2 protein-coding genes are annotated in these 3,704 nt (G+C 66.4%); both read right to left on the minus strand.

Features of this window, described 5'->3' with window-relative positions:
- Positions 1-223 precede the first annotated feature (223 nt).
- Positions 224-2,344 (minus strand): prolyl oligopeptidase family serine peptidase, encoded by a 2,121-nt coding sequence (locus ACIQ6O_RS14360; protein ID WP_396208466.1) that lies wholly within the window; start codon positions 2,342-2,344, stop codon positions 224-226.
- 40 nt (positions 2,345-2,384) lie between these two features.
- Positions 2,385-3,704: sulfatase (locus ACIQ6O_RS14365; RefSeq protein WP_396208467.1), on the minus strand; the 1,320-nt coding region annotated here is incomplete at its 5' end.

Below are 3,704 nucleotides of genomic sequence, written 5' to 3' on the forward strand. Positions count from 1 at the left end.
TGACGCGTTCTCCGGTCTGAGAGACGAGATGCGAGTGTGAGCATCGAGGGGGCAGAATGAGACGACAGCTCGGATAGAAGCGAGACGTCCGTCCTCCAGAAGTGAGAAGTCAGGACCAATCCACTGACTTCTCACCTCGAGGGCGCTGACGTCTCGCTTCTATCCGAGCTGTCGTCTCATTCTGACCCTTCGACTCTCATTCTCACCGCTCGAATCTCACACCTCACTTCTGTCGTAGCACCTGCCGATCGAGGAAGTCGAGCGCCGATTCGAATACTCTCATCCACGATTCATGTCGCAGGAATCCGTGGATTTCGTCCGGCAGAACCAGCTGTTCGACGGGCACTTTCTGCGCGCGCAGCTTTTCGATGAGCGTGAGTGTTTCGATGAAGCGCACGTTGCGGTCGTCGTCGCCGTGCACGAGGAGGACCGGGTCCTTCCAGCGCTGTACCTGTGACAGTGGTGACGACTTGAAGGCGAGCGCGGTGGCCGCGGGATCTTCGAGCGGATTGTAGTCGGTGCGGAAGGTGGCGATCCCCACGTTCCAGTCGTGCACGCCGTGCACGTCCACGCCCCCGGCGAACAGCTCGGGGTTGCGTGTGAGCCCCATGGCGGTGAGATACCCGCCGTAGCTGCCGCCCCAGAGCGCGACCTTGCTCGTGTCCACGTCGCCGCGCGCGCGCAGCCAACGCGCCGCCGCAGCCACGTCGCCGTACTCCGAGGCGCCGCCGGCCCCGTAGTTGAGCGCTTCGCGGAAATCGCGGCCGTAGCCGATGCCGCTCCGATAGTTGAGCGACAGCACCACCCAGCCGCGCAACGCCAGCGCCTGGTTCATCGCATACGCATGGTGATAGTACGACCCGTAGTTCCACCCCAGCAGCATCTGCCGGCGTGAACCACCGTGCAGGAAGATGATGGCGGGTCGCTTGCCGCTGAACTGGCCCGCCGGCGGCAGGAACAGTTGGGCGTGACTCTCGATGCCGTCGGCCGCTTTGATCTCGACCGACGTGGGCACCACGAGCTGTGTGCTCGGATAGCTCGCCGGCATGGTTTGCGGAGCGAGGAACCGGGCCGGGGCCAGCGCGCTTCCCGTCATCGGCATGATGGACGCGTGGGCCGGCACGCGTGCGTCGCTGCGGAGGAACGCCACGCTGCCGTCGGCGAGCGGGGTGGGAAGCCACTCGATGCTCGGGCCCGCCGTGATCGCGGTCGCGGCCTCGCCACCCGCGGCCTTCACGCGCCACACATGGCGCCGGTCACGGTCGCCCTGATTGGAATTGAACAGCACGTGCGTGCCGCTGCGATCGAGCGTCACGTACTCCACTTCGTGCGGGCCGCGATCGAGCTGTGTATACGATCCGCCGTTGGCCGCAACGCTGTACAGGTGCAGGAATCCGTCGCGCTCCCAGGGGAACACGAGGCGGTTGTCGGCACTCCACAGGATCTGCGTTTCCGCCTGCATGGGCCAGAACGCGGAACCGGTGCCGGGTGCGGCACGAAACACTTCGCGCGCCTCCCCCGTGGCAACGTCCGCCACCTGAATGCTCCACGGCTGCGCCGTACGCACCGCCAGGAAGATCATGCGCCGCTTCTGGTACGGCTGGCGCACGAAGGCCACGTATTTGCCATCCGGCGACCACACCGGGGATCCATCGGTATCAGTGCTCGGTGACATCCACGAAAGCTGGCTGCGCTTCGTGTCGTAGACCCCCACGAAGGCATGCGTCCCGCGATCTGATACGAACGCCACCTTCTCGCCATCGGGGGACCAGCGGAACTCGTTGGCGCCCCCACGCATCTCGAAAAGCGCCGCGCCCTCGGCCTTCCCGTCCTTGAACGACAGCAGGTTCACATCGCCACGCCGCGCGAAGAGGAGCGCGTCGCCCGTGGGTGACGGGGTGGGTGTACTCCCGAGGATCACCCGTTCGGCCTGCGCGGCATTGTCATCGAGCCGGACGCGCCAGATGGCCTGCTCCGCGCCCTTGGGGTCGCTGTTGGGATTGGGGTTCTCGCCGGCGCGATTGGTGCCGCTGCCACGCACGAACCAGAGCGTGCGTCCGTCGGCGGCGAAGGCCAGCTGCGACACCTCCTGGCCGTCATCCTTGCCGAAGTCCACCACGCGCCGTGCGGCATAGACCGGCGCCGTGGCCACCCAGATGCTCCGTACGCCTTCGGTGTTGTGTACCCACGCCACCCTGTCGCCCTTTGGCGAGGCCACCATGGCGCTCGGGAACGGCGCGGCATCGATGGCACGCACCGATGGTGCGCCCTGTGCTCCTGCGCCCGATGGGGCGAGCGCCTCGAGCGCGAGCAGGGTGAGAATCGTTGGCAGTATGCGTCGCATCGGTTCCTCGTCAGTGTCCGTCGGTGTTCGTCAGTGTCCTTCAGTGTCCGCCAGTGTTCGCGCGCCGGGTCGATGCCCGTTGCGCCTCGTCATCCACATCCCGTTCCCACGCCAGCAACTTCTCCCGCAGTCGACGCGCGATGTCGGGCCGGGTGCGCGCGAGATCGCGACGCTCACCTGCATCGTTCGTCAGGTCGAACACGAAGTCGTGATTGGCATCCCGCACGTACTTCCACGGCCCGTCGCGCACGGCGCGCTGGGTGCGCCCCTCGAAAGTGGAGCGCCAGAAGAGCGTGCGTGAGACCGGCGCTTGTCGCCGGGCAAGCAGCGGAAAGAGGTTCATGCCCTCGAGGCGCGTCGAGTCGGGCACGGGGGCGCCCGTGGCCGCCAGCACCGAGGCGGTGAGGTCCATCGTGATTCCCACCTGGGTGGTGCGCGTCGCGGCGGGCACGCGGCCCGGCCACCGCACGATGGCGGGTACGCGAATGCCACCTTCCCACACGGTGTACTTGCGATTGAACAGCGGGCCGTTGTCGGAGAGCCACTCGCCACCGTTGTCGTTGGTGAAGATCACGATCGTGTTCCGCGTGAGCCCCAGGCGATCGAGCGTGCGCAACAGCTCACCCACGCCCTGATCCATGCGTTCGACCATCGCGACGTAATCGCTCCGTGTGCCCGGTGCGGAATCGCTCGGGATGAGCAGGCGCCCATTGTCGCGGGCGATCGTGGGCTGTCCCGGTCGCTGGAACGGCCAGTGCGGCGCGTTGAACGCCACGTCGATGAAGAACGGCCGCGAGGCATGCTGCTCGATGAACGACACCGCCTTGCTGGCGATCAGATCGGTGCTGTACCCGTCGGCACTGATGGGCGTCTCGTTCTCCCACAAATCGGGCTTCCCGGCCCCGTCAGTGTGCCGGTAGTAGTCGTGATACCCGCTCTTGAGCCCCCAAAACCAATCGAAACCATGCGCAGTGGGGGACATGGCGGCGTCATAGCCCAGGTGCCATTTACCGACCAGCGCCGTGGCGTAGCCGTGCTGCCGCAACAGCTGCGGCAAGGAGGTCCCGGTCGCCACGAGCCCGCCGGTTTCTCCGGCCGTGGGATTGCCCAGCGGCGTCTGCAGGCCGTAGCGCTGCTGATAGCGCCCCGTGATGAGGCCGGCGCGTGTAGGCGTGCACAGCACCCCGTTCGCGTAGAACTCGGTGAACGTGGTGCCTTCGCGGGCGAGCCGGTCGAGATTCGGCGTACGGATGTCCTTCGCACCGTACGGGCCGATGTCGGCGTAGCCCATGTCGTCGGTGATAATGAGCACGACGTTCGGTCGCGATGCCGTAACAGTCGGTGCCGCCGGCTGCGCGCC

Source organism: Gemmatimonas sp., assembly GCF_044345575.1.
Lineage (GTDB): Bacteria > Gemmatimonadota > Gemmatimonadetes > Gemmatimonadales > Gemmatimonadaceae > Gemmatimonas.

Excerpts from the sequence above, each read along its gene's own strand:
- ACIQ6O_RS14360 (WP_396208466.1), bottom strand. The coding sequence starts at position 2,344 with ATGCGACGCATACTGCCAACGATTCTCACCCTGCTCGCGCTCGAGGCG.